The sequence below is a fragment of the Shewanella sp. genome, from assembly GCF_013214165.1.
Taxonomy (GTDB): domain Bacteria; phylum Pseudomonadota; class Gammaproteobacteria; order Enterobacterales; family Shewanellaceae; genus Shewanella.
Genome location: NZ_JABSSM010000008.1, coordinates 1 through 26,825, shown reverse-complemented (window position 1 = coordinate 26,825; position 26,825 = coordinate 1). Strand labels below are relative to the sequence as shown.

The window sequence follows — 26,825 nt, the reverse complement described above, 5'->3', positions numbered from 1 at the left end:
CCAATGGCTGCATTTTTTATGCTCTTTCTAGCCAACCTACTCGGAATGGTATAACTACTTGGTCACGACCCATAACGCATGCAGTATGCCAGGAATGTAGAAGAGTATGCATAAGATGATGTTGATAAGCAGATCCTTACCCATACCCGACTTTAAAAATACCGCAACCGGTGGCAATAAAATCGCAATTACAATGAGTAGTAGTTTATTTGTAGCCATGAAATATTCTCCCTTATCATTTTCGTTTAGGCCAAGCTAACGTCTCAGGATCTGACCATATTTGCAACTGCTTTATGGTATCCGCAGCGGTAAATGTCTCTCCTTGGGATGGGTAACTCAAGTATCTATAGTCCTTACCGCGAAAGATAAAACGTAAACAGAAGGCATGTAGATAACCTCTATCTGATTCAGCACCGCCATAAAGCTTATCCCCTAAGATAGGGACTCCTATGCTTGCCAAGGCGACTCTAAGCTGGTGAGTTTTACCGCTTAGAGGCTTTAGCAGATACAAGCGTAAACCTTCGGCCACGGATTGTGAGAAGAATTGCGTTAACGCCGGATTTTCTGTGGTGCGCAACAGCTTGTACATGCTACGCCTGGATTTGGCCATATCGCCAATCACCCAACCCTGTTTCTTCTTCGGCTTGCCTTTAGCTAAGGCAACATAGTATTTTTGTACCTTATGCTGGGTAAATAACTCGGTGAACTCAGCCGCGGCGCGACTGCTCTTAGCGAACAGGAGTAATCCCGAAGTCAGGCTATCCAACCTATGCACAGAGTAGAGCTTGATAGCCAGATCTTGCTCCAATCTTGCCATCACCCCGGCAGAGCCATCTTGGCTATGAAAATGAACATTAGCAGACTTAGCGATAACTAAGAAATCGTCTTCTTCGGCGACTATTTGATACATTGACTAGCACCCATTATTGTTTCCATTATCTATAACCAACTTACAACTAAACCAACCAGACTCAAGCGGCTTGTAGCTGTCACACGGTTGACACTTAAAAGTTAATCCTGACCACTAGACCAGGCTGGTTATCGCTGAGCGTCACCTTGGCATTATGTCTGACGAGTATCGCTTTCACCAATGACAGACCTAAACCCGTCCCCTTATTATGTCGACTCGGATCAAGCCGCACTAAACGTTCGAATACCCTGTCTTTTGCCTCACTGGGAATTCCGGGGCCATTATCACGGATCTGGATCTCTCTACCCGTTTGCACTATCTCTATGGTCGCACCATCACCAGCATACTTGATCGCGTTATCCACCAGATTAAATAGTGCCTGAAACAGCAGATACTTGTCCCCCGTCACCTTAATATCTTCACCCGTCGAGAGTAATAGCGTCTGTTGATTCAATTCGGCCATCGCCTCAGCCATCTCGAATAGGTCTTCACACATATCCTTGATACTCAGATCTTGTAGTTCCAACGTCTGCTGGCCCTCTTCTATCCGTGTCAGCGACAGCATGGCATCGAAGGTTGCCAGACAGTGATCTAGCTCTTCGGTCAAGATGGCACAGGCTTCGGGTAGCTCCTGTGAGGTCTTGTCCGGAAGTTGTTCCAAACCGATCCTAAGATGAGAAAGCGGCGTCCTGAGATCGTGAGCTATGTTGTCAGTTGCGCCTCGAACTGCGGTCAGATTATTCTCCAGAGTATCGAGTACACCGTTGAATTTCACTGCCAACATATCGAACTCATCTTGGCGCCAACTCACGGGGAGTCGTGTAGAGTACTCGCCTTTCTCAATCAAGCGACTCAATCGGTTGTATTGCACTAACCTACGTAAAATAGCCTTAGAAAACAGATAGCCTAGCGCCAAAGTAAGCACAATTGCCAACATCAAGGCCGTGATGGCCACATTGATGAAACGCTCAATCAGAGTCCCTAATTGGTCTGTTCGAGTCGCAATCAATACCGGTCCATAGCGAGTCATCACCAGGCCACCGGTCAAAATATGTAACTTATCCGGGCCACCGGTCAGTATGGGAAATTCACGGGTCTGAGGCAACATTGGCATATCGTCGGGAATGAAGCTTAATGCCCCCACGAGATCGAATGAGTTACGCCATACCACTAAGGCGGTATTGGGATCGGCAGTCTTGACTTGAATGCCGAAACTTCTGCGGTCTAGCGTCATTGCCATCTGCTGATAACGGGCTTTTTCTGACGCCAGATGTTGATCTGTTTGCAACTCCTGCTCATTCATTAATTGGCGGTACATGCCAAACAGCAAGGTACCGATAATCAGAGTCACAAGAGCCGAAAAAATAATGGTAATGCGCCATGCACTGCTCTGATATGGCTTAATGCCCTTCACGGAGGCGATAGCCGGCACCTCTGACAGTCTCGATCAATTCACCGAAGCCCAGTTCTTCAAACTTACGTCTGAGCTTAGCGATGTGAACATCGATAACATTGGTGCGGGGATCGAAGTGATAATCCCATACTGCTTCAAACAGTAAAGTACGGCTGACCACCTGGTTTGGGTGCTCCATCAAGTACTTGAGTAGCTGGAACTCCTTGGGCTGTAACATAAGCTCACTACCATCTAGCGTCACCTTACGGGTTAGCAACTCCATCACCAAGTTGCCTACGGATAATTTGGTCTCGGTTGGCTGAGATAAGCCTCGCTGCATTAACTTCTCGGCCCGCACCAATAGCTCTGAGAAGGCAAATGGCTTAGTCATGTAATCATCGCCGCCGGCACGTAACCCTTTGACTCTCTCGTCCACATGACTGAGAGCAGACAGGATTAACACTGGAGTCTGGCTCCCTGTCGCCCTTAAGGCAGCCAGTAGTTTGAGTCCATCGAGCTGGGGCAACATGCGGTCCAAGATCACCAGATCATAGGTCATGCTAGTGGCAAGCAGCAGACCTTGATGGCCATCACTGGCCGTTTCTATGTTGTGCCCCTGCTCAATAAATCCTTTAACCACATATTCGATTGTGGTCGTATCATCTTCAACGAGTAAAATTTTCATGGTAATAACTTAGTTCCATTTAAGCAGAGGTAGGGGGCGTAGCGTCTTAATATCGAAGGCTAATGTACTCTTGCCATCGACATTGATCAGTTTCAGCTCTAGATAACTGATGCCTAGGTCATGATCCAGTTGTGCTTCGAGTATAAATGCTTGCTGGTCTTGCATGGCCGTAACCACCAAGGTATAAAAAGTCAGTGATTTATCTTCCATCAAGTGAACGGCGATGAGTTCGTCACGATCGTCGGCTTCTAACCTTGCGACTTCCTGTGTCACCAGCTGCCCGTCCTTAGCCCTGAATTCAAATTCGGTGATGGTCTCGGCGCTGGTATCTATCATACTCAGCTCATAGATCAGCTCACCATTGACCACATCTATCTCAAACTCTGAGATGATGCCGGGATAATCTTGCTCAACTTGTAATAAGAAAGCCTGTGGAGTGAGGTTTCCCTCATCGGAAAGTAGTTCAATAATCGACGCTTCGGCCCAAGCTGCTGCCGAAAAACCTGATGATGAAATGAGCACTAAACCAACTAACCAACGAGCCATGGCTCCTCCAGTAAAATCTACGATATCGCTATCTTATCGTATTAAATCAAGAACAGTTAATTCATTCTCCCTAGTCGATGATTCACCTAGGAAAATTTGCTATCTGCTGCATATATTGAAGCGGCTATGATTCAAAAAATAAGCTCAATAACAATCAACTCGACAGCACTTAAGCAAAGAATTGACCGAGCACCATCTGTTATTACGCCACTATTTCTATGCTATCAATCTCAATTTCAATACCTTGCCAATCATCATCGACCTCGCCTTTCAAGGTGACTGTGGTGTCACTAGAGACCTCGATTTCACGCCAGAGAGCATTATCTATCTCGACTTCGACTTCACCCGAGTTATCGCGAAACAGGTAATTTGCATCACCCAAATTCTTTATCAGATGCCCCGTCAGTACCACTGGAGTGTCATCTTTAGCCTTTCTGGCATCGGCAGCATTTTTTGCCTGGGTACTAACGCCTGGGGCATTGTATGCCGCAAATGCAGGTAAGGTGAGTACACAGGATAAAATAATTGAACCAGTAAATTGCTTATACATGACTTGAGCCCCTTTTAGTTAAGGTTAATTTTAGGCCCATGACTATAAAGCCCAGATGGAATCAAGATTAATGTTTGATCATAAAGATAGCCGCTAGAACCTGGTTAGCTTTTATGAAAGACAGGCCCTAAGCTGGCTCTAAGATATGAATGAGTTCAGACTTGAGTGCCACCGTCGTTTCTACGCCTTTAGCCAACTTAAGTTTCTGCGCCAGATAAAGAGGCACCTCGGCGTTGAGCTGGTGGCGAACTCCTCTCACACTGGCGATGATCCTGACACTCTCCCCCATGGTCAACATAGACTCTATGGTGATATCCAACTTATTGAAGCTTTTACACAGGCGGCCTTGCTTGATCGAATTGAATCTTACCCCCTGATTGGGAATGACCCAGCGCACCTTAGTGCCGATATCCAGATGTTCGAAATAGGTGCTAGCAATCAGGTGCTCACCAAATTTAAGCCAGGTGATCTGTCGCTGTTCCTCCTGGGCAATCACATAGGCATCGAAGATATTACGTAGCCCCATCTGCTTGGCCACGGCTTCGTTGTGAGGACGCACTAATACATCATGGGGCCGACCTTGTTGCAGCATCTTTCCCTGACTGATGAGGATCATCTTATCCGCCAACAACAGAGCCTCGTTAAGATCGTGAGTCACCATGATCACAGGAATAGCCAGCTGTTCTTTTAATCTGGCTAGCTCTAAATAGAGGCGTTCACGGGTTTCCCTATCGACTGCAGAGAAAGGTTCATCGAGTAATAATACCGAAGGTTCACGGGCAAGCGCCCTCGCCAGTGCCACCCTCTGGCGCTGACCACCCGATAGATTGGCTGGTAACCGATCCGGCAAACCATGCAAATTCACCCGTTCGAGCCACTTTTTAGCCCTGGGCTTACGTTCTGACTTGGGAATATGGTCCAGTGCAGCCACCACATTTTCCATGGCGGTTAAATTAGGAAACAGACCAAAATGCTGAGGCACATAGCCTAAATGACGCTGCTGTGGGGATAGACTTAGCTTCTTATCACTGTCATACCAGACTCGGTCTCCATAATGTATCTCACCCGATTCAGGCTTATTGAGGCCGGCAATCATACGTAGTAAGGTAGACTTGCCGCCGCCGGAAGGGCCCACTACCGCCAACATTTCACCCGCCTTACAGGTAAACTCGGCATCTAGCTTGATATGCTTCTCTTGCTTGATACGACAGTAAAGGTCGGCTATATCTTGCACTATTTATCCTCCCTCATGGAGATCAACCCTGTCTTGAGCCATGCGCTCTCCCTAACCTTCTCGACATGCTAGTCGTCAGCGCAAGCACTGTGATGGCAAATAATAGCAGCACTAAGGACATCTGCCCGGCGCTGGCAAAGTCGAATGCCTGCACACTGTCGTAAATAGAGATAGCCACCGTCTTAGTCTCGCCGGCAATATTTCCGCCCATCATCAAGACCACACCAAATTCACCCAAGACATGGGAGAAACACAGCACCAGTGCCGTTAATACTCCTGGCCACACCAGAGGCAGTTCAATTTTAAACAGTATTTTTAAGGGGCTCATGCCACAACAGGCCGCGGCATCTCGAACCTCTTGGGGGACTGATTCGAAGGCGCGTTGGATAGGCTGAATGGCGAAGGGAATATTGACTATGATCGAGGCAACCACCAGACCAGAAAAATGGAATACCAGTTGTTGACCTAACACCTGCTCCAGGAAACGCCCAAGCCAGGACTGGCTGCCCAAGCCCACCAGCAGGTAATAACCTATCACAGTCGGTGGCAACACCAGGGGCACCATGATCAAGGCTTCGACCCAAGATTTACCGGTGAAGTTATGATAAGCCAGAAAACGACTCGCCAAGATAGCAAAGGGGATCAAGATGATAACGGTAACGCAGCTTAGCTTTATCGATAACCAGAGGGCTTGCCAATCCATAGACTAGTTACCTGTCTCTGGTTGAAACTGTGCTGATGCAACTGACTTAGATTTAGCAGGCTCTGATGTATCCACAACTGGCAAACCGAATCCAAAATCACTGAATATCTGTCGGGCACTGTCGGACTGAAGATACTGATAAAATGCTTTCGCGGTGGCTCCCGCCTTCTTGGTCAATATCATGCGCTGAGTAAGGGGTGTGTGCAGCTCTTCGGGGATAAGGCTATAGTGTCCCATGGCCTGAAACTGCGGCGCGATGGCCAGAGACAAGGCGATAAGCCCCCCTTGAGTCGAGCCACTCACGGTAAACTGTGCCGCCTGGGAGACATTTTCCCCGTAGATAAGCTTAGACTCAAGGCTGTCCCATAGCCCTAGCTCCTGGAGAACTTCTCGGGCACGCTCGCCATAGGGAGCATGATCTGGATTTGCGATGGCAAATCTCTGCAACTTACCGGCTTTTAGTAGGGATTTTAATCCCGCTAATTCAGGATCGAGTTCCAGTGGAGAATATTTAGGTGCGGCGATAGCGAGTCGCCCCACCGCATAGAGTGCGCCTTCACCTAAGCTGGCATCGTACTTCTGTAGCTGATGAATATACTTCTCATCGGCAGAGAGGAATAATTGGAAAGGGGCACCGTGGCGGATCTGGGCAACGAAATTGCCCGAAGAACCGTAGGAAACATTGACCCTACGACCCGTATCTTGGGTAAACTGGTTAGCAATTTCATCGAGGGCAAACTTGATATTCGATGCCGCAGCTATCGGCGGGACATCGTCACTCCAGGCTGGTACAGATACCAGACTAGACACCAACACCACACATACCGATACTAGCTTAAACCAGTGCTGCATTGCCTTTCCTTACTTTGGTTGACTACAAGCGAGGGCCAAATGACTCTTTATCCTTCAAGCTACTGTTTTTCCCACATTTTGGCAGCTTGATCGTCAGCATCTTTAGCCTCGACCCAGTTTGCGCCCTTGTCGCCCGCCTCAAGCTTCCAGAAAGGCGCCCTAGTCTTGAGGAAATCGATAAGGAATTCGCAGGCGGCAAACGCCGCTTTTCGGTGCGTACTGGTGACACCAATAAAGACTATCTGCTCACCCAAAGCCATAGTGCCGACGCGGTGAATGATGCTGACATTATTCAGCGGCCAACGCTCACGAGCCTCCAGAGCTAGTTGATTAAGCACAGCTTCGGTCATGCCAGGATAGTGCTCTAAAGTCAGGTCGGTCACCGCGCTGCCATCGTTAAAGTCACGCACCTTACCGACAAACGTCACTACGGCGCCATCGCTATTATCACCTGCGATCAGCGCATATTCATCGGGCACACTAAAATCTTCGCTCTGAACCCTGACTGCATTTAACTCGGTGGCCACGTTAACCTCCAGTCACAGGAGGAAAGAAGGCAACCTCATCGCCATCTTCAACTGGCGTGTCCCAGCTGCTGATAGTCTGATTGACCGCGACCAATAACTTATCTGCGGCTAATACTTTGGCCCATTTATCATCTGTTGCGGCAAGCTGTGCGCGCAGGCCTTCGGCAGTCACAGTCGACTCACTGGCTGCAACGGCAAGTGTACTCTGACCTAATAGCTCACGAACCTGAGCAAAAAAAAGTACGTTTATCATCTTTAATATACCTTCAAAACTGAGTGACTTAAACCTTAAAATGACCCGACTTACCGCCACGCTTTTCTAGCAAACGAGTCTGAGATATCACCATATCTTTCTGTACTGCTTTGCACATATCATAGATGGTCAGCGCCGCCACAGACACCGCCGTTAAGGCTTCCATCTCGACACCGGTTTTACCCGATAACTTGCAAAGACTAGTAATGCGTACCCGGCTAAATTCGGGCTGAGCCTCGAGTTCAACTTCCACCTTAGTCAACATCAGCGGATGGCAAAGCGGAATAAGATCCGCTGTCTTCTTCGCCGCCTGAATGCCTGCAATCCGCGCCGTGGCGAACACATCACCCTTGTGGTGACTGCCACTCATGATCATCTCAAGCGTCTCGGGCGCCATCTCTATATAGGCCTCGGCTCTCGCTTCTCTTTCAGTGACCGCTTTATCTGTCACATCAACCATATGGGCATTGCCATCGGCATTGATATGGGTAAATTCACTGCTCATTAGATTTAACCTTAATTTATTCGGCAATTACTTTTCATATGCATCACAGAATGAATACCATTCCATGCCTGCATATGACGATTCTTTGATAATCACTTAAAAATGAATCTAGACATTATATCTGCGGCCTGACACTGAGTATTACCGGACATGATACGTCAGCTAATGCTCCAACTAGGCTACAACAGAGGATTAGCCACCTATGGAGGCTAAGTGTTGAGTCACACCGGTAATACCATCGTGAAGGAAATGCGTCTCCTTTTTCGCGGCTAGCTGACCATGGAGTCGCTCGACCAGCTCAGCCCTTTGATCTTGATGCTGTAATAGATCTCTAAGATCGACACCATTTTCGGTAAACAGGCACAGGTGCAGCTTACCTTTTGCCGATACTCTCAAACGATTACAGCTGGCGCAGAAGTGCTTATCGTAGGGCATGATCAAGCCTATGCGCCCCTTATGGTCGTCACGACTGAAATTTTGCGCGGGGCCATCATCTACTGCCGGTGTGTCTAAGCTCCAGCCATCTTCAACCAAGGTGGTTCTGATATCGGATCCGGCAAGATGATGCGCCTTGAAATAATCACGGCCTAAACCTGTCTCCATCAATTCGATGAAACGCAGATCTATGGGCGTGTTCTTAATCCAATTCAGAAACCTTGGCAGATCTTTATCGTTTAATCCCTTGAGTAATACCGCATTGATTTTTACCCGTTCGAACCCAGCTTCGAGAGCGGCATCGACACCTCGCATCACTTCATCAAACTTATTTTGACCCGTGATCTGATAAAACATGCGGGGGTCTAAGCTGTCCATCGACACATTGATGCGTCTTAAACCGGCGCCATACCAGTCTTTGGCATTCTTTTCCAATCGATAGCCATTGGTTGTGGTTGCGATTGTCTTTATCTTGTCGTTATCGGCAACCAGGCGAATGATATCGGTGAAGTCTTTACGCATGGTGGGCTCGCCACCTGTGATGCGGATCTTTTGCGTGCCGACTTCAGAGAATGCGCCAACCAGATTTTCTATTTCATTGAGTCCAAGAAACTGAGCACGACCGTCGGGGCGGTAGCCATCGGGGAGGCAATATGTGCATTTGAAATTGCAAACGTCGGTCACCGACAGTCGCAAATAGTGAAACCTTCGACCAAATTTGTCTTGTAGTTGAGACATGATCACCTTTCCAAGTTGGGGAGGTGTGATCATTTCTTTTCACACCCCGGTGGCGTTATTGCCACGGCTTAGCGTCCGTATCTGATGACGTAGGACAAGAAGCTCGGAGAACCGTCAGTGCATAATTATAGGCTTTTTTAGCTTCATCCCCTAGTTTAAAAGTGTATTTATTGCTCAGGATCAACCGAGCGTTAACATTCTGTGACAGTGCTCACACCAGTTATTATATTCAGCTAGACTAAGATCACTGTTTATTCCCTGTGCCATTACATGAATTTAATGTAAGGTGGAGTTAACGATTAAAACACCCGTTTAACGGGGAAAAGTGACCTAGAGGTGAAGTGATGGAACGCGAATCGATGGAATTCGATGTCGTCATTGTTGGAGCTGGCCCGGCCGGTTTAGCAACTGCATGTCGACTGATGCAGATATCCCAGGACAGTGGCAACGAGCTTACTGTTTGTGTGGTTGAGAAAGGCTCCGAAGTCGGTGCTCATATTCTTTCAGGAGCCGTATTTGAGCCCAAGGTACTTGGGGAACTATTCAGTGACTGGAAGGAAAAAGGCGCGCCACTCCACACTCAGGTCACTGACGACGAAATCTACATGCTGAGTTCAGATCAGCACGCTCGCCTGATGCCTAACTCTCTCGTACCTAAAACCATGCACAACGATGGCAACTACATTATTAGTGTCGGCAACCTCTCCCGCTGGCTAGCCGAACGCGCCGAAGAGTTAGGCGTCGAGATATTTCCAGGCTTCCCCGCCAGTGAACTCCTATTCAATGAAGACAACAGTGTCAAAGGCATCATCATTGGCGACATGGGCGTCGGCGCCGATGGCAAACCAAAAGACAGTTATGAGCCTGGCATGGAGCTACACGCTAAATACACCATATTCAGCGAAGGTTGCCATGGCCACTTAGGTAAGCAATTGATCAAAAAGTATCATCTGGATAACGGTAAGACTCCCCAGCACTACGGACTGGGCTTCAAGGAGATCTGGACGGTACCCAGTGAACAACATGAGCTAGGCAAGGTGGTTCATACCGGTGGCTGGCCCCTTACCGAAGGCGCATCTGGCGGTGGCTTCCTCTATCATTTAGAGGATAACCAAATTGCCGTGGGCCTGATCGTTGACCTCAACTATAAAAATCCACACCTGAGTCCTTTCGATGAGTTTCAGCGTTATAAGAAACATCCCGTGATAGCCAAGTATCTGCAAGGCGGTGAGCGCATCAGTTATGGTGCCAGAGCCATCACTAAGGGCGGGTTAAATTCACTGCCTAAGATGACCTTCCCCGGTGGATTCATCATAGGCTGTAATGCTGGAACCCTGAACTTCGCCAAGATTAAGGGCACCCACACGGCAATGAAGAGCGGCATGCTAGCGGCCGAGACCATAGCCCATGCTTTACAAGCAGGCGTCGAAGGCGGTAAAGATCTCGATTGCTATAACGAACGCTTCGACAAGAGTTGGCTGCAGGCAGAACTATACAGTTCACGCAACTTCGGTCCTGCTATGCACAAGTTTGGTACTTATCTAGGGGGAGCGTTTAACTTTATCGACCAAAACTGGTTTGGCGGCAAGTTCCCTATTACCTTAAGAGATGAGCAAGCCGACTACGCACAGATGGCAGAAGTTGGTGCCTATAAGAAGATAGATTACCCTAAGCCAGATGGAAAACTCAGCTTCGATAAGCTGTCATCGGTTTACCTGTCTAATACCTTCCATGAGGAAGATCAGCTGTGCCATCTTCGTCTCAAAGATGAGCGGATTCCTGTAGACATCAACCTGGTGAAATACAACGAGCCTGCCCAGCGTTACTGCCCCGCCGGCGTCTATGAGATCGTCGAGGAGAAAGGTGAAAGCAAGTTCGTCATCAACGGACAAAACTGCATTCATTGCAAGACCTGTGATATTAAGGATCCGAGTCAAAATATCACCTGGGTTACCCCCGAGGGCGGCGGAGGCCCTAACTACCCTAACATGTAAGGCCATAACAAAAAGGCGCGTAAATTTAACTGCGCGCCTTCATATCTTACAAATAAGACAAGAAACTCATACACTACAAAACAACTCTAATCGAAGAGTCTGCCTATCAAATCCTGATCTGGAGCCTAATAATCTCTATCATACTCATCTCTCTGGCAGTCTTAGTCGCTAGCTCAATAAGCCATAGGTTTCAACAGCTTCATCAGCAAGATTCTGGCATCTATTATCGAGGTTAGGGAAACCAGCGAGCCGATTAGATACTCTAGTGGCAGGGTTTAAGGTATAAAAACCCCTAGTTCCCAAGCTCTATAACCTAGGAACTAGGCTTTTAAATCGCCTAGACTCGTGGCTTTATGAAGGTGATCGACAAGGGATATTTATAACTGATCCCTTCACTGGCCTTCATGGCAGCGATAATCGTCAGCACGATATCCACTATCGCCAGCAGTCCAATCAGGATGAAACCTATACCGACAAACATCAACACACAACTTATCATCACCCAGATGATCATACTGATCTTAAAGTTCAAACAGTTACGGCCACATTCATCGACAAACGGGATCTCATCACGCTTCATCAGCCAAACAATGAGCGGCCCGATCACGCTACCGAAGGGAATCAAGTAACCGGCAAAACTGGCCACCTGCACCAAGATACCCATGTTCATATCATCTCTGCTGAGCCCTTGTACTGCTTCTGTTTGCTCTGTCACTCGTCTCTCTCCTTGAAGTATCACATTAACAACACGTTTCTGACTAACATAATGAGTCTAATTATTTACGCTAGCCTTACTCTGGGCCCATGAGGCGCATCTGCCAACTTTCAATTTTTTGCTTGTCTAATCGCCTATGTAAGCTATTAACCCAAGAAGCGGCAAGACCTTCACAACTGGCCAGACGATCATAGCTCTGGGCATCGAATGCGGTAGCAAAATAGATTTTCATCGCATCTCGCACACTGATATCCGTGCGGCGCTCTTTCAAATAGACACTGGCATCTTGGGTGATTTCGCCAACTTTAACGACACGATAAAACCAGCCACACAAACCACTACTCTGCATGGCTAGGGCAAATTCTTTATGACCAAATTGGCTATTTAACTTGAAGCAGGGCGATCTCGGCTGAGTCACCTGCAGCTCGACGTCACCTATGGATATGATGTCACCGATATTGATCTGAGTCTCATCCAGCCCCACGGTACTGATGTTCTCGCCCATGGCTGGTGCATCTTTAAAACCTGCCATCATGTCCCAGCGACGATACTGGCCATAATGCTCCCGGGGGAAATGATGCAGCACCCTGTCTAGGCCGCCATGATGCTTAGAGTCGGCCTGAGCATCACCTATGACACGATCGATTTCGACCCGTAGCGAGGCTGAAGATGTTTTATGGGATATGCCACTGAAGACCCCCGTGGCATCGCTAGCCTCTTCTCCCAGATAGAGGCCAGACAAACGTTTAACCAGCAATGTTGCCGACATCCAAGTGATCCTTTATATCCAATAGTAAGTTCAGTAGGCTAATACAAATCTGAACCAGAGGCTATCGACATATTGCTGTAACAAGCTACTGAGATAACACCACACGATACCTGCCACACTCTTTGTCCTGAGGATATAACCACAAGGTCACAGGCCGATGGCGCAGGGATAAGATATTTATGCCAAGCTCCTAGGATCTAGATGCTAGATGCTAGGAAAACAGAGCTCACATTCAAGTTTTCTCTATTCAAGGTATGCCTTCAGTGCTTCTCCAGGGATTGAGCTTTGCGTCGCCACGGCAAATGCCGCCCACTGAGCTCCCTCTTTCATGGCATCTAGGATGGTGAGTCCAGTTGTCATGCCATGAATAAGGCCCGCTGCATAGGCATCACCTGCTCCTGTAGTATCGACAACGTGAGCGGTGAACGCTGCAACATGCGTGCTGTCATTTGCTGAATAAAGTATTGCCCCATCACCACCGTCGGTAACGATAAAATATTTTAGGGCGTCGCCAGCTATGCTCAAGCCATATTGCCAGGGAAATAGGTCACTTCGCTCTGCCATATCTGTCTTAGAGGCGATCAAGATATGACAAGGCCTGGGCCTGTCATCTTTCGCCAACTGGGCAAAGACTAAGCTATGGTTCAAGGCCGTTTTAGCCCAACTCACCACACCTTCGGCCGATGAGTTAAAATACACCGCATCCCATTGGGACCATACCGGTGGGGCGGCTAATTCGAAAATGGGTCTCTGGGGTCTGATGATGGTTCGCTCGCCGTCCGGCGTCATCACCAATAACATCTCATTGCTGGTCTCATCGTGTCTCTGGATAAGATGACATTCGATGCCTTGAGTACTCGCCTCCGCCAGTAACCAATCGCCAATTTTATCTCGTCCCACCTGACTAACTAGGGCCACTCTATGGCGTGCCCAGACTAATCCTAACCCTGTATTGGCACCTCCTCCTCCCAGCCTTTGCCCCCCATCTTGATAATGAAAACGCCCGCCAGTCTGCAGAGGTTTATCCAGCTGCAGGATACGGTCACAGTTCAAGTTAGCAATCAGAAGAATATTGGCCATTAGCAGATTCGCAATAGAGATGTCATAAAATGATGGTAAGGGATTTTTCCGCTCTAGCCAACTGTGATTAAATCAACTTAGGTTATAGAACATGATTTACTTAACAATATAGATGCCTTCACTCTCACCACTCAGGTGAATATGAACGCCATAGCGGCTATGAGGCAGACCTTTCACCACGGCCTGTCTCGGCCCGGATGCCAGACCTGAGATGAGTCTTAATCGGATAAAACCATCCACTGCTGCGACTTATTGTAAGACTAATCAATTAACCACTCGCCCAGGCATAGGCATTAACCAACAAGGGATTTCCATTCTTGAGCTAGCATGGCATATTGAAATTCACTGCCCCAAGCCCCCTTAAAAAATACATTCTCGATAAAATGCGCTTCTCGTCTAAAGCCTACCCTCTCTAACAGCAACCAAGATGGGACATTTTCGGTATCGGTAGTCGCTATGACTCTATGGGACTTCAGCTGAGTAAACAGGTATGTGAGCAGACCGAGTACGGCTTCGGATGCAAACCCTTGTCCCTGAAAATCCGGCGCAAAGGTAAAGCCTATCTCTATCTGCTTATCATCGATAAAATGGACCGCAAGATCGCCCAACAGCTGACTTCCATCAATATTTTGAGGGCTTTTTGTAGTGATTGCCAACTGAAACCAGTGGCCTACCTCACCAAATGGCACCCTTTGCATTTTATCGAACAGAGACAAGGCATCCTGATAGCTGTATTCACTCCAGCTCTGATACTTAGCCACATCGGGCAAGGCTCTGTAGCGGGCAAAAGATTGCAGATCATTTAACTCAAACTCACGACAGATAATACGTTCAGTCTGAAATAGAATATTCATATTTATCATCTCCAAAATATTTACCGGAAAGCGATTAATCATCACTGATAATCACTCCCCTTGGGAGTCTCGCCAAAGTTTGGCATCATTAGTACATGCCAAACTACCTGAAAATAAGATATTTTCAACAGTTCCCAGCACTTTTCACAGACTAATACCAATCGATATAAAACCATCATATATACATTAGCAAGGACCTTAATTAGCCAACCCTAATGTGAGAAGCCTCTGAAATCCATGTCAGAGACAGCTAAGAAATCAGGGCAGTAAAAACCAGAAAAATAACATCAGACGCTATCGTGCCTGCCTCAATGAGTTCGACCGGCTCCAATATGATGACCCTTTCATCAAGCAGATCCGCTTAGAGTTGGTTCATCTTGAAAAGCAGGTCAAAACACTTTCTAATATATAAAGGCGCGGGTCAGTGCTAGAAACAAAATAAAAACGCCCCGACTGTAACCAGTCGAGGCGCTTGCTCTTTTAAGGCTTATCACTTACGCCTAGTAGCTAAGGCTTAATCTTTATATTCTAACGTGCCGTTTTCTTTGATCTCATCGTACCAAAGATTGTGGTGCTGCACAGCCCAGTTCTCATCACAGTAACCAGACTTCATGCAATCGATGCCGCCTTCACTCAATACTGTCGCCATCCATATATGCACGATAGTAAAGGCGATGATGATGATCGCGCTGGCTGCATGTATCAGTAATGCCGCCATAGAGGCTTCGCGAGGAAGCTCAAGACCAGGCAGGATCAACATGATGCCAGACACACAGATGAACAGACCGAATATGGCCAGTGTCCAGAACCACATCTTCTCACCGGCGTTGGCGAAGCCACTATCAGGGTGCTTGCCCTTGAACGGACCGAAGTTGATGTAACCACCAACCACCAGAAACCATTTAAGATCGTACATCTTAAAGGTCTGCATCGGCATCCATTTCACTATGGCTACAATCCAAGCGGCCATAAAGATAGGACTCACCCAATCGTGTATCGTCTTACCAGCCAAGATCACCGCGGCCCATATTCCATCGCTCACATATGGCTGCAAAAAATGCTTACCTAACATGATGATAAGACCGGTTAAGATCAAGATTAAACACGAGATCGCCATCGTCCAGTGCAGTATCAGATCCGCTTTAGACCAACGCAGTACCATCTTGCCAGAGAAGCCCTTACTTAATTTAGCAGGCCCATTAACAAAATAAAATACCAAGAAGGCACCAAAAACGCCTAATACTGCCACCGCCATTCCAGGTGTCAGATACTCATTCTTAATGATCGTACCTTGATTACCGGCGATATTAATCAGCACATTCGCTTCGACGCCTTGAGCCGTAGTAAAACCTGAATCACCGGCCTTAACCGCACGCCATAGATCGGCCTCGCTGGTCTTGGCCATCTGCTGGCTGGTTTGACCGTCGGCTGCAGATGCAGTCGCGCTCATACCTAAGCCAATCGCTAACATCAGAGGCATAACCAGCAGTGCAAATAACCTGTGTAGTGATTTAAAATTCATAGTCACTCCTTTATTGGACTAATGGTTGAAATGTGAGTCAGACTCACAGTTCAACCAGCCCTATGCGCTGGTCTGAGGTGTGTAACCCCAAATTTCACCTGGAACCCCACGTGCCGCGACACGCTCTCTATAGATGCTCGATACTATCTCGGCATCACCGGCTAGCAGCGCCTTGGTCGAACAAAGTTCGGCACACAAGGGCAACTTACCTTCGGCAATACGGTTAGCACCATACTTCTGACGCTCTGCATCTGAATGAGTCTCTTCCGGGCCACCGGCACAGAAGGTACACTTATCCATCTTGCCACGGCTACCGAATGCGGTCTTTTTAGGGAACTGAGGCGCCCCAAATGGACAGGCATACAAGCAATAACCACAACCGATACAAGTATCCTTGTTATGTAGCACTATGCCGTCTTCGGTGGTGTAGAAACAATCGGCCGGGCAGACTGCCTGACAAGGCGCGTCGGTACAGTGCATACATGCCACTGAGATAGATGCCTCACCTGGCTCACCATCGTTAATGGTCACTACACGGCGACGTTGAATTCCCCACTCGAGAGCGGAATCGTTTTCGTTCTTACACGCTGTGACACAACCGTTACACTCGATGCAGCGTTGGGTGTCACACAAAAATTTCATGACTGCCATATTGGCTTATCTCCTCATCTGGTTCAGTTAGGCTTTGGTGATCTGACACAAGCTAGACTTAGTCTCTTGCATCTGAGTAACCACGTCATAGCCATAGGTCATTATCGTGTTAGCCGATTCACCTATAATGTAAGGCACAGTACCTTGCGGGTATTTCTTCTCTAGGCTCTCGCCCTCGATAATCCCAGCAAAGTGGTAAGGCATGAAGCACTCACCCTCGATAACGCGAGGCGTTACCATGGCCTTAACTTTGATTTTGGCGCCTTCTGGACTGTGAACCCAAACTTCATCACCGTCACGAAGACCACGATCTGCGGCGTCCGCCGGACTGATCTCGATAAACATCTCTTGCTGAAGCTCGGCGAGCCAAGGGTTAGAACGAGTCTCTTCACCACCACCTTCGTATTCCACTAAACGCCCCGTGGTCAGTGCAATGGGGAAGTCTTTAGCAAAATCCTGATCCTGAATGGTTTTATACAGGGTAGGAAGACGAGCAACCATACGGTCATCATAGGTCGGGTACTTAGCGACCAGATCACGACGCGGCGTATAGAGTGGCTCGCGATGCAGAGGAATATCATCGGGGAAGTTCCACACGATACAACGGGCTTTCGCGTTACCGTAAGGAATACAGCCGTGCTTGATCGCCACACGCTGGATGCCGCCGGAGACATCTGTCTTCCAGTTTTTACCTTCGGCAGCCATTTTCTCTTCGGCCGTCAGGTCATCCCACCAGCCGAGCTGCTTAAGCATGTCAGCGGTGAATTCTGGGTAACCATCTTGGATCTCGGCGCCTTTAGAGTAAGAGCCTTCGGCAAGAATATTATTGCCCTCGTGCTCAACACCGTAACGGGCACGGAAATTACCGCCACCGTCTTTCACTTCACGACCGGTACGATACAAGATCTGCGTACCAGGGTGCTTCATCTCGGGGGTGCCCCAACATGGCCAAGGCAGACCATAGGTCTCACCCTTAGCCGGTCCACCTGGCGCTTCGAGGGATTTTATATCGAAGGTGCCCCAGTTTTCCTGATGCATCTTCAAACGCTCTGGGCTTTGGCCTGTGTAGCCAATTGTCCACATGCCCTTGTTGAATTCACGCGTTATGTCTTCGATTAATGGCTCTTCACCATTGACCTTAATATGCTTACATAGCTCTTTCTCTATGCCCCACTTCTTGGCCAATTTGTACATGATCACATGATCTGGCTTAGACTCGAACAAGGGTTCGATAACCTTTGTACGCCACTGCAGTGAACGGTTAGAGGCAGAAACTGAACCGTAGGTTTCGAACTGAGTCGAGGCTGGCAACAGATACACGCCATCGGTACGATTATTCATCACACCCGCCATGGTTGGAAACGGATCGACAACCACGACCATGTCCATCTTATCCAGTGCTTCACGCACCTCGCGTCCACGGGTCTCGGTGTTTACCGACTGGCCCCAGAAGAATGACATACGTATGTTATCTTTCTGAGCGATCTTAGACTTGTCTTCCAGCACACCATCATGCCAGCGAGAACAGGGAATACCGGTGGAATTCATCGGCACTTGGCCTAAGTATTCATTCTGATCGAAGCGGCTCTTAACCCACTCGTAATCCAGATCCCACACGTTACACCAATGCTTCCATGAACCTGTCTTAAGGCCATAATAGCCAGGAAGTGTATCGAACAGCAGACCGAGATCCGTCGCACCCTGAACATTATCGTGGCCACGGAAGATGTTAGTACCACCACCAACAACACCCATGTTGCCTAGGGCTAGTTGCAGGATACAGTAGGCACGAGTGTTGGCGTTGCCTATGTGATGCTGAGTACCACCCATACACCAGACGACAGTGCCAGGCTTAGTCATAGCCAACATCTTAGCCACACGGTGCATCTGTACTTCAGGCACACCGGCAACGAGTTCGACTTCGGCAGGATTCCACTTAGCCGCTTCCTCGCGAATACGTTCCATGCCGTATACACGTTGATCGATGAAGGTCTGATCTTCCCACTTGTTCTCGAAGATATGCCACAGCAGACCATAGATATAAGGGATATCGGTACCCGGACGAATATGTACATATTCATCAGACTTGGCTGCAGTTCGGCTAAATCTTGGGTCGACGACGATGATTTTCGCACCGCGTTCTTTACCTTCGAGGATGTGTTGCATGGCAACCGGATGCGCTTCACATGGGTTAGACCCAATGAACATCATCACCTTAGCGTTACGAATATCGTTGAAAGAGTTAGTTTGCGCACCATAGCCCCAAGTGTTTGCAACACCGGCTACAGTGGTAGAGTGACAAATTCGTGCGGAGTGATCTATGTTATTGGTGCCCCACATAGCCGCTAATTTACGGTACAAATAGGCTTGTTCATTAGAGAACTTAGCCGAGCCCATGAAGAATACTGAATCGGGACCAGATTCCTTACGGATCTGTAATGCCTTATCACCGATGTCTTCTATGGCTTGATCCCAAGAGATCTTCTTCCACTTGCCGCCTTCCAGCTTCATTGGATACTTGAGACGCTTCTCGCCATGACCATGCTCACGCAGTGCCGCACCTTTGGCACAGTGGCCACCGGCGTTAAATGGATGATCGAATGCAGGCTCCTGACCTGTCCAGACACCATTTTGTACTTCGGCATAGATACCACAACCCACAGAACAGTGAGAACATATGGTACGTTTTATTTCGGTCGGCGCATCATGTGCCACCTCTTTTGCTTCGGCTTTGCGCATCATACCTGCGCCAAGCATAGACGCCGCAGCAATACCACCAGTTGCAAGACCTGCAGACTGAAGGAACTGACGACGGTTTAGACCTAAGGCAGGCTTGCTAGCCCTTGTTGCCTGGTCTGTTTTGCGAGTTAGTCGCATCACACACTCCTAATCCTATTGATTTAATATAAATATTTACTTATCAGATCAAAAATCTACTGTTACTTGGTACGCAAAGATGCGTAATAACTGCGAACATGATCAGTCTCTTGGTAGCCTTCACCTTTCTCTGTAGTCGGTGCTACAGCAGGTGATGCAGCAAGAGCTTGGCCACTGACAGTGGCTACTGCACCAGCCGCGCTGCCTACTGCTAAGGCTTTTAACAGTTGGCGACGACCCATGCCGGAAGCTTGCTTCTTCATAGTCTCTCCTGGATTTCCATTTGATGTTTAACCTTGGGTCACCTGTAATACCATTCCATATAAGTATCTGAACTGATCAGATATTTACTCGGAGTGGTATAATGACCCGACTCTTGTTGAAGGTTGCCCTTCGGTTTTCTTGACTGTCAGCCCGCTACATTGACACCCGAGCTGACGGTCATGATTCGGCTAGCCAACAAGTGCGCAGTTTACGAGGCTAGCTCTCGCTTGCTAGGTTCGATGCTGACACCTGTGGCTGCTGATTCTTCGGCCTCAGAGCCAGGGCAGTTCAGCGGAATATTCAGCTGTAACTGCTCAAACTCATTGGCTTCTATCTCGAAAAATGACTTAGCTAACTGAGCCACGGTGGCATAGAAGGCCGCGCTTGGCGTTGCCGCTAATGAGGTGCAGAAACCCTCAATCCAGCTGCCGATATGGCGCTGATAGAAACCCAGTTGGCGATAGCCTGGGGCTTCAAGCAATAAAACCCCCATCACCTCACACAGAGCTGCAACATGATCTTCCGGCTCTTTGACGTTTTCTTCGCGCTCGAAACCAAGCTGAATCAAATCCTGACGTAACACGGCTAGTGGCGTGTCCATCAGGGACCCTGTCAGAAACCAACTGGCATAAGGCATAATTTCACCGCTACCTACGCCATAGAAGATATTGAAATATTCTTCCTCTAGCTGATCACTGGTGAATTGATCCGCGGCTAACTTAAGCGCTGACCAAGCCTTGGTCATCTCACTAGGATCATCATCGTCCAGCTCGAGGTTAGCAAGGAACTGCAATAGCTCTGCACTCGGCTGGCTGCGTAGCAGCGCGGCTAATAGCTGATAGATGTCGGCTCTTAACTGATCGTTTTCTGATACTTCTCTTACTAATTCGGTCATGGCTACACTCTTATCGCAGTTGCTTTTCTGGGTCTTGAATGAGGTCGGCAAACATATCTTTCACACGGCAGTCACTACACATCTGCAAACGTTCTGTGTTGGCACTGAAAGCACTGTGGCCGCCGATCACTTCTTGCATACGCTTGATCATCGACTTAGTAGCAAATGGAACGCCACAGCTAATGCATTCGAAGGGGTCCTCTTCTTTCAAGGTCGTACTGGTTTGACGCGTTTGTTTATCTAAGTTCATCTGCGAAGTCAGGCTGATGGCATTCTCAGGACAGGCTTTCTCACATAAGCCACATTGCACACAATCTTGCTCGAGGAAGTTCAATGCTGGCTTATCACCACCATCGGTCAAGGCTTGTGTCGGACAGGTCGATACACAAGACAGACATAAGGTGCAGCTATCTGTGTCTACGCTGACGATGCCGTAAGGAAGGTTGGTTTGCGTCAAACAGCTCTTTACAGCAGCGGCTTGCTCATTGAGATGATCTATCGCCGCATATAAGGTATTACGTTTAGTCGTTGCGGTGAACTCGCCCACAGGGGTCACTGGCCACTCTGATCCACAGGTTATCAAGTCGGCAAGACCGGCTATGTCTGACTCATCGATAAGAGATATGCGTGGCGGCTGACCTATCTCATTAAGAATATCGTTCGCCAGCTGAAGTTCACCCTTGAGCATCTGGGTCAAGGTCGGCGCGGTGGCAGCAGTATTGAGCACTAAAATCTGACGCGCACCCCAAGCCAGAGACGACATCCAATGATCTATGCTGGCAACGGTGATTTCTTCCATGGCAACCGGAATGATATCGCCAGGTAAGTCATCACCTATCAGTGCTGCACCATTGGCTTCATCATGAAACAAGATCACCGGAGCGACTTGAGCCTGGTCGCTGAAACGAGTGACCAGTTTATGCAGATAAGAGTGCAGGGCATGTGGTGTTGGCAGGTCGTAGCTAATCGCACCGGTTGGGCAGGCATTTGTACAACTACCGGCACCGTGACAGAGATAAGGGTCTATCTCAATCATCTTGTTTATGCTTTGGATGGCATCGGCAGGACAAAAGTTCAGACAACGATTACACCCCTCTATGCCATTACGGTTGTGGGCACAGATCTCGCTGTTCACCTTAACGTAGCGCGGCTTATCGAACTCACCAATCAGCTCTGGAAGCTGGTTAACGGCATCGTCTAATTTAGCCTGGTCCTGACCCACGTAAAAATAGCCAGGTGGTAACATTTCTAAGTTGATACAGGGAGACTGGCTCAAGTCTAAGATAAGATCGAAGTGCGCCTTACGAATAGCCGCCAGACTCAAGTCAGTCGCGCTAGCATCTTGCTCATTGCCAGATTCGACTTTAACCTGAAACTGTCCGAGGAAACCTTTGATCTCGATAAGCTTGTTATAGAAGCTCTCGACATCTTCTGCGGCCGACATCACCCTCTCGAGATGGTCTTCATCTTGGCTGGTAATCGATTCATTGGCCAAAATGGCAATCTTGCCCATATTAGACAATCGAGCTGCCGCTAAGCGAGCCAGATCTTCCGGCCCAATAACGAGCACATTGCCCTCGGTGGTATAGCTGACGGTTGGTGGGATCAGGTTTTGAATGACCTGAGTATTCGCCAACACTTGCTGCCGAACCCCTTGGAGTTCAACTTGGGTATCATTATTCAAATTTATGCTCACGTTGCGTTCCTGAACAGTTTGGCTGTTGCCATCGGCCGATCGCTAGACTCTTATCACTCTTGGGTTAGCGTTTCATTGTTCAACACTTTGGCTTCATCAGGGCCAAGGTTTCATGCCGATTCTTGCTAAGCTCTTTCTCTTGCTGCTAAAAGTTAGTAGCAATTCACATACCAAAACTGTAGTTATTAAACTTATGTAAAATGACGTTAAACGACCCTTTCCTTTGTTTCACCATCAGAATCTGGTGCATTTTGGGGCAAGTCATCACGCTCGATGTTCAAAATGTCCTCAGGTGCTTCACTGTCTAAATGAGTGTTATCACTAGAGGAAGCAGTCGTGCTTTCATCAACACTCTCTGTTGTAGCCTGGTCTTCAGCTTCTTGAGCAAGCTCTTGCGCTTCGACTTCATCCTCTTTCTTGGTCACATAGCGGAAAATCTTCTTGGCAATTTCTGCCGACTGCTCCGCACTCAGCTTAGGCTGGTTGGTGTAATCTAAGGCATACTCGAGCAAACCATCGATCTCGTTATATTGAGGCTGCTTCCATAACGCTTTTAACGCGGCAGCCTTAGCCGTGGGATCGACATTTGCTCCCATAAAACTGGCAAAGCTGCCACCGACTTCAATTTTTTCTGGATCGGGAAGGTCTTCGGCCGTGAGCACCTTGGCTTCATCGTCTGCCTCTTGATCTAAAGCTTGCTCAGACTCTTGATCTAGCAGAACTTCGTCGGCTAAAGCTTCTTGCTCAGTTGCAATGGCAACTTCTTCAGCCAACCTTTCCTCTTCGACTTGCTGACGACGTTGAGTCCAGCGTGTGAATAATCCGCTTGGTTTATCGCTCATCGCCTGCCCTGCTCACTGAAGTGATTGGTACTCGGACCTTGATTTTTACGGCGATTAACATGCTTACGACGATGAGCTGATATCTCAACTTCACCATGTCGGGTAATGAAGGCTTCCATCCAACACGCGATAGCTTGTGGCATGGGAAGATTCAACACAGGAGTATCACCTTCGAGACACCCAGCTGCGACATTTTGGTCAGCGGAGAGCATAGTGGGGATCCAGGTACCATCCTCGAGTTCGTCGCAGACTATGTACAACATGGTGTTGTCCATATCCAAATTAATACGGTAGCTACCGCGCTCATCTTTATGTAACTCAAGCTGGATAAGGTGTGAATTCTCAGGGGCGTCATGAGTGGCTGGTAATATCTCCGCTAACTCCCAGGTCACTGAGGTCCAGCGCCCGACTAATTTTTCGATTCTCTTCAGAGAAACGTGCATGGGCCATTGGCTTTGGGTATGTTGCATTCAGTCTTCACCTTACTTGTAACGGGTTTATCATTCAGATAACACCCGGCCCGATAATGAGGTTAATATCTTCTACTACATCCACTCCCAAGCAATATGTGTGCCATGAATTTAATGAAGGAAAGTGGCGCTAGATCATCAATTCCATATTAAGAGTAGGACAATTTGTCCTAGCAGCCATGTTTTATAGGACATTAATGGGCACTTTAACCAAGTGTAATGAGAGAGATCACGCATTAACTCAAGGATTCAACGTCTGGGTACAATAATTGCTATGCTGAATTAGCCAATTTCCAATGATGAGTGATGAACCTTGAGCAAGCACTATCCAACCTTGATAAAAACAGCGACTGATGTGCCGTTAACCATTGCTGTTAAGGCTATCGACGAAAACGGTGAGCAGGTAGACAAGCATATCGCCTGCGAACGCCCCCTCACCGTTTATCTTAACTGGCGACCGATTGTGACCTTGATGACCTTAGGGGCTAGGCCAGAATCGCTGGCCTTAGGCTACCTGAAGAACCAAGGTTTTATCTCAGACCTAGAGCAACTGGAATCGATTATCGTCGATTGGGAGGTCAGCTCGGCGGTCATCATCACCAAGGAAAGCACCCAAGACTTAGAAGAGAAGCTCGCGGAAAAAACGGTCACCTCGGGCTGTGGCCAGGGAACCGTATATGGTGGCTTTATGGATGGCTTAGATGAGATAAATCTGCCACAACGCCGGATTAAGCAGAGCATGATCTATAGCCTGCTAAAGAATATCGGCGAATACAACGAAACCTATAAGAATGCCGGTGCGGTACACGGTTGTGGCCTGTGCCTCGACGACCAGATCGTCGATTTCGTCGAAGATGTGGGCCGCCATAACGCGGTAGATACCTTAGCCGGTGAGATGTGGTTAAAAGAGACCCCAGGTGAAGACAAACTCTTCTACACCACGGGACGCCTGACCTCTGAAATGGTGATAAAAGTCGCCAAGATGGGCATACCCATACTCCTGTCACGTAGCGGTGCGACTCAGATGGGACTAGAGCTGGCGCAACAGATGGGAATAACCATGATAGCCAGGGCCAAGGGAAAACACTTCCTTATCTACAATGGTGCCGACAACATAGAATTCGACGCCATACCACCTAAGCGCCCCTCGAAAAAGTAAATTTAAACCAGGGACGTTTTAAATTCTTGGCTGCATGAAGCAGCCAAAGTACACACTAAATGGAAACGAGTAATGACAGAGCCGAGTAAACTCGTCTATATGAGCGCCAAACAGGTCGCCGAATACCTGAGTCTGAATGAAAAAAAGGTCTATGCGATGGCGAACGATCGCATTCTTCCCGCGACTAAGGTAACCGGTAAGTGGCTCTTCCCTAAGATCTTGATCGATCGCTGGGTGATGGATTCATGCCATAGCGGTATGCTGTCGGACAGGATGCATATTACGGGCAGTGATGACCCACTTCTGTCTATGCTGGTCTCTCGCTTGATGACCAAGATAGGCAAGAGCGATCTCATCAGCTACAGCTCCACCGGCTCACGCCTGGGCCTGGACTTACTATCCCGCGGCTACGCCGATGTGTGCACCTTGCACTGGGGAAGCGTAGATGAACGCAATATCCGTCACCCGGCGCTGTTAAAGGGCTACCCGAACCACCAGCAGTGGGTGATGGTCCACGGCTACACACGCCAGCAAGGCCTGATGATGCGTACCGAGATGCATCATAGATGTCAGCAAGAAGACCAGATAATCTCCCTCCCTTGGCGCTGGGTAGACAGACAAGCCGGTGCGGGTAGCCAGCAACACCTGGAACATTGGCTCATGAAGCAAGGCGCCGCCCTGAGCCATATCAATGCCAATGTCACCGCCTACAGTGAGCGAGAACTCGCTGGTTTCATTGCCCGCGGCGATGCCGACATAGGCTTCGGCTGTCAGTCCGTCGCCATGGAAAGCGGCCTAAGCTTCGTACCGCTGATCACCGAATCATTCGACTTCGTCATGCCACAGGGGATCTACTTCAGACGCCAGTTACAGCATCTGTTCGACATGATATCCAGCTCCCAGACACGTCAACTGGCCGCCTCGCTGGGTGGGTATGATTTGACTGACTGCGGCAAGTTACTGTGGAATCCCAGTTAAGGAGATTTTCGCTTAATCGCTTTAAGATGCCCATAGCTGAATGGGTATTTAGCAAGGTTAATTGTTTGATTGAGCCTCTATTGGATAACACTGCAATACTCGTCATTCCCGTCATTCCCGTCATTCCCGTCATTCAATACTTGTCTTTCCCGCAATGCTTGTGGGCGGGAACCCAGCCCTTTTGACTAGCCTTCGAATCAAGGCTGATCACATTTTCTGCTTTAGCTTTGGGCAGAGTTGGTATTGACTAGTGCTTTGAAGGTCGCCCCTTCATGGTTACTTATCACTTGCAGTGTGCCTTTATGCAGATACTTCTACGAGGCGCCGCGAGTACAGTCCCTGTAGGCTCTGCCAAATCAAACAACGTCCATGTTTAACGGCCAGTTCGGCATCCCAGCCTCTCGTTCGGAGAGTATAACTTCGTGATACCTCACCCTGTTTTGGAAGCTCGCAGCCGCATCTACACCTGCTCTTACAAGCAAAAGAGTAAGCAGTGTGTTTCTTCGATTTGGATTTCTTGGTTTAGCTTTGGGATAAGTTAGTATTGAGATATTTTTTGAAGGTCGACCCTTCATGGTTATCTATAGCCTGCGGCGGTGCAGTGCAGGGATGCACCAATGTCGTGGAGGCTGGATGCCTAAGAACGACCTTATATGCAGATACTTCTGCGAGACGGTGAAATGGCGTAGCCATGTGCTTGTGGAGTTACCATAGTCACTCGTTAGCTG

Annotated in this window: 29 protein-coding genes and 1 riboswitch; of the genes, 3 read left to right on the top strand and 26 right to left on the bottom strand. The window is 48.4% G+C overall.

The window, feature by feature from the left end:
- Positions 1-54: 54 nt before the first annotated feature.
- The 13 genes from HRU42_RS03845 to moaA all read right to left on the bottom strand — a co-directional run bounded on the left by HRU42_RS03845 (position 55) and on the right by moaA (position 9,331).
- Complete coding sequence (locus HRU42_RS03845) at positions 55-219, bottom strand: YqaE/Pmp3 family membrane protein (RefSeq protein ID WP_295029022.1); 165 nt, start codon at positions 217-219, stop codon at positions 55-57.
- 16 nt (positions 220-235) lie between these two features.
- Positions 236-910: a TIGR01621 family pseudouridine synthase gene (locus HRU42_RS03840; protein ID WP_295029021.1), complete on the bottom strand. Its 675-nt coding sequence runs from the start codon at positions 908-910 to the stop codon at positions 236-238.
- A 94-nt stretch (positions 911-1,004) separates the two neighbouring features.
- Positions 1,005-2,261: a HAMP domain-containing sensor histidine kinase gene (locus tag HRU42_RS03835; protein ID WP_295029067.1), complete on the bottom strand. Its 1,257-nt coding sequence runs from the start codon at positions 2,259-2,261 to the stop codon at positions 1,005-1,007.
- Between the two features lie 49 nt (positions 2,262-2,310).
- Positions 2,311-2,988, bottom strand: coding sequence for a response regulator transcription factor (locus tag HRU42_RS03830; RefSeq protein ID WP_295029020.1), 678 nt, complete (start codon positions 2,986-2,988; stop codon positions 2,311-2,313).
- Positions 2,989-2,997: 9 nt separating this feature from the next.
- Positions 2,998-3,534: a hypothetical protein gene (locus HRU42_RS03825; RefSeq protein ID WP_295029019.1), complete on the bottom strand. Its 537-nt coding sequence runs from the start codon at positions 3,532-3,534 to the stop codon at positions 2,998-3,000.
- Between the two features lie 202 nt (positions 3,535-3,736).
- Positions 3,737-4,084 (bottom strand): NirD/YgiW/YdeI family stress tolerance protein, encoded by a 348-nt coding sequence (locus tag HRU42_RS03820; RefSeq protein WP_295029018.1) that lies wholly within the window; start codon positions 4,082-4,084, stop codon positions 3,737-3,739.
- 127 nt (positions 4,085-4,211) lie between these two features.
- Positions 4,212-5,321, bottom strand: coding sequence for an ABC transporter ATP-binding protein (locus HRU42_RS03815; RefSeq protein WP_295029066.1), 1,110 nt, complete (start codon positions 5,319-5,321; stop codon positions 4,212-4,214).
- Between the two features lie 19 nt (positions 5,322-5,340).
- Positions 5,341-6,021: a molybdate ABC transporter permease subunit gene (gene modB, locus HRU42_RS03810; RefSeq protein ID WP_295029017.1), complete on the bottom strand. Its 681-nt coding sequence runs from the start codon at positions 6,019-6,021 to the stop codon at positions 5,341-5,343.
- A gap of 3 nt (positions 6,022-6,024) precedes the next feature.
- Entirely contained in the window at positions 6,025-6,873 is an 849-nt protein-coding gene (gene modA, locus HRU42_RS03805) for a molybdate ABC transporter substrate-binding protein (RefSeq protein WP_295029016.1), read from the bottom strand.
- A 59-nt stretch (positions 6,874-6,932) separates the two neighbouring features.
- Positions 6,933-7,400: a molybdopterin synthase catalytic subunit MoaE gene (gene moaE, locus HRU42_RS03800; RefSeq protein ID WP_295029015.1), complete on the bottom strand. Its 468-nt coding sequence runs from the start codon at positions 7,398-7,400 to the stop codon at positions 6,933-6,935.
- 1 nt (position 7,401) lies between these two features.
- The gene (gene moaD, locus HRU42_RS03795) at positions 7,402-7,653 is read right to left on the bottom strand and encodes a molybdopterin synthase sulfur carrier subunit (protein ID WP_295029014.1); all 252 of its coding nucleotides are present in this window, start codon (positions 7,651-7,653) and stop codon (positions 7,402-7,404) included.
- Between the two features lie 28 nt (positions 7,654-7,681).
- On the bottom strand, positions 7,682-8,158 hold the full coding sequence (moaC, locus tag HRU42_RS03790; RefSeq protein WP_295029013.1) for a cyclic pyranopterin monophosphate synthase MoaC: 477 nt from the start codon (positions 8,156-8,158) through the stop codon (positions 7,682-7,684).
- Positions 8,159-8,350: 192 nt separating this feature from the next.
- Positions 8,351-9,331, bottom strand: a complete 981-nt coding sequence (gene moaA, locus HRU42_RS03785) for a GTP 3',8-cyclase MoaA (RefSeq protein ID WP_295029012.1) — start codon at positions 9,329-9,331, stop codon at positions 8,351-8,353.
- A riboswitch (molybdenum cofactor riboswitch) is annotated at positions 9,319-9,452 on the bottom strand. It overlaps the preceding gene by 13 nt.
- A 223-nt stretch (positions 9,453-9,675) precedes the next feature.
- On the opposite strand from moaA, the gene HRU42_RS03780 reads away from it, so the two are divergent.
- Positions 9,676-11,325, top strand: coding sequence for an electron transfer flavoprotein-ubiquinone oxidoreductase (locus HRU42_RS03780; RefSeq protein ID WP_295029011.1), 1,650 nt, complete (start codon positions 9,676-9,678; stop codon positions 11,323-11,325).
- Positions 11,326-11,662: 337 nt separating this feature from the next.
- Here HRU42_RS03780 and HRU42_RS03775 read toward each other — a convergent pair whose 3' ends face one another.
- The 13 genes from HRU42_RS03775 to HRU42_RS03715 all read right to left on the bottom strand — a co-directional run bounded on the left by HRU42_RS03775 (position 11,663) and on the right by HRU42_RS03715 (position 23,960).
- Complete coding sequence (locus tag HRU42_RS03775) at positions 11,663-11,989, bottom strand: DUF4870 domain-containing protein (protein ID WP_295029065.1); 327 nt, start codon at positions 11,987-11,989, stop codon at positions 11,663-11,665.
- 127 nt (positions 11,990-12,116) lie between these two features.
- A complete protein-coding gene (locus HRU42_RS03770) occupies positions 12,117-12,809 on the bottom strand; it encodes an MOSC domain-containing protein (RefSeq protein ID WP_295029010.1) in 693 nt (230 codons plus the stop codon).
- A 243-nt stretch (positions 12,810-13,052) separates the two neighbouring features.
- Positions 13,053-13,889, bottom strand: a complete 837-nt coding sequence (locus HRU42_RS03765; RefSeq protein WP_295029009.1) for a PfkB family carbohydrate kinase — start codon at positions 13,887-13,889, stop codon at positions 13,053-13,055.
- A gap of 96 nt (positions 13,890-13,985) precedes the next feature.
- Positions 13,986-14,129 carry a hypothetical protein gene (locus tag HRU42_RS03760; protein ID WP_295029008.1) on the bottom strand — a complete coding sequence of 48 codons (144 nt, stop codon included), beginning with the start codon at positions 14,127-14,129 and terminating at the stop codon, positions 13,986-13,988.
- A 53-nt stretch (positions 14,130-14,182) separates the two neighbouring features.
- Entirely contained in the window at positions 14,183-14,743 is a 561-nt protein-coding gene (locus HRU42_RS03755; protein WP_295029007.1) for a GNAT family protein, read from the bottom strand.
- A gap of 514 nt (positions 14,744-15,257) precedes the next feature.
- A complete protein-coding gene (locus HRU42_RS03750; RefSeq protein ID WP_295029006.1) occupies positions 15,258-16,265 on the bottom strand; it encodes a formate dehydrogenase subunit gamma in 1,008 nt (335 codons plus the stop codon).
- 60 nt (positions 16,266-16,325) lie between these two features.
- Positions 16,326-16,916, bottom strand: a complete 591-nt coding sequence (fdh3B, locus tag HRU42_RS03745) for a formate dehydrogenase FDH3 subunit beta (RefSeq protein ID WP_295029005.1) — start codon at positions 16,914-16,916, stop codon at positions 16,326-16,328.
- Between the two features lie 27 nt (positions 16,917-16,943).
- Positions 16,944-19,793, bottom strand: coding sequence for a formate dehydrogenase subunit alpha (locus tag HRU42_RS03740; RefSeq protein WP_295029004.1), 2,850 nt, complete (start codon positions 19,791-19,793; stop codon positions 16,944-16,946).
- A gap of 62 nt (positions 19,794-19,855) precedes the next feature.
- The gene (locus HRU42_RS03735; RefSeq protein ID WP_295029003.1) at positions 19,856-20,056 is read right to left on the bottom strand and encodes a twin-arginine translocation signal domain-containing protein; all 201 of its coding nucleotides are present in this window, start codon (positions 20,054-20,056) and stop codon (positions 19,856-19,858) included.
- 209 nt (positions 20,057-20,265) lie between these two features.
- Positions 20,266-20,952 carry a molecular chaperone TorD family protein gene (locus tag HRU42_RS03730; RefSeq protein ID WP_295029002.1) on the bottom strand — a complete coding sequence of 229 codons (687 nt, stop codon included), beginning with the start codon at positions 20,950-20,952 and terminating at the stop codon, positions 20,266-20,268.
- Positions 20,953-20,962: 10 nt separating this feature from the next.
- Positions 20,963-22,636 (bottom strand): 4Fe-4S binding protein, encoded by a 1,674-nt coding sequence (locus tag HRU42_RS03725; protein WP_295029064.1) that lies wholly within the window; start codon positions 22,634-22,636, stop codon positions 20,963-20,965.
- A 218-nt stretch (positions 22,637-22,854) separates the two neighbouring features.
- Positions 22,855-23,490 carry a DUF3306 domain-containing protein gene (locus tag HRU42_RS03720; protein ID WP_295029001.1) on the bottom strand — a complete coding sequence of 212 codons (636 nt, stop codon included), beginning with the start codon at positions 23,488-23,490 and terminating at the stop codon, positions 22,855-22,857.
- Positions 23,487-23,960, bottom strand: coding sequence for a DUF3305 domain-containing protein (locus HRU42_RS03715; protein ID WP_295029000.1), 474 nt, complete (start codon positions 23,958-23,960; stop codon positions 23,487-23,489). The genes HRU42_RS03720 and HRU42_RS03715 overlap by 4 nt, the downstream gene beginning before the upstream one ends.
- 313 nt (positions 23,961-24,273) lie before the next feature.
- Between HRU42_RS03715 and HRU42_RS03710 the strand changes: the two genes are divergently transcribed.
- Together HRU42_RS03710 and HRU42_RS03705 are read left to right on the top strand one after the other, a co-directional pair.
- Complete coding sequence (locus HRU42_RS03710) at positions 24,274-25,119, top strand: formate dehydrogenase accessory sulfurtransferase FdhD (RefSeq protein ID WP_295028999.1); 846 nt, start codon at positions 24,274-24,276, stop codon at positions 25,117-25,119.
- Between the two features lie 72 nt (positions 25,120-25,191).
- Complete coding sequence (locus HRU42_RS03705; RefSeq protein ID WP_295028998.1) at positions 25,192-26,097, top strand: helix-turn-helix transcriptional regulator; 906 nt, start codon at positions 25,192-25,194, stop codon at positions 26,095-26,097.
- Positions 26,098-26,825: the final 728 nt, after the last annotated feature.